1 protein-coding gene is annotated in these 249 nt (G+C 69.9%); it reads right to left on the reverse strand.

Translation table 11 applies throughout. The features are described 5' to 3' along the window. A partial coding sequence (locus tag AC0IYH_RS33135; RefSeq protein ID WP_471838636.1) for a hypothetical protein occupies positions 1-221 on the reverse strand: 221 nt, incomplete at its 3' end. Positions 222-249 lie beyond the last annotated feature (28 nt).

Below are 249 nucleotides of genomic sequence, written 5' to 3' on the forward strand. Positions count from 1 at the left end.
GTCAGGCGGTCCGACGCGGCAGTCGAAAGATCGCTGATCTTGGATTGCGCCGTGCTCAGGTCCGTTTGTTGCTTGGTGTATCGGGTCGCCGCCGCATCCAGTCCGCCGGTCTTGTTCGTCAGCCGCGTCGCGATGGCGGAGAATGCCGCGGCCAGGCCGCCGCCGCTCGCCCCGGTTCCGTCCGCGAACAGCGCCTCGACCCCCGCCGGATCGGCGAGCATCGCCCTGTTCAGGCGGGCGGTGTCGACG

The organism is Pseudomonas sp. AC463 (assembly GCF_979253585.1).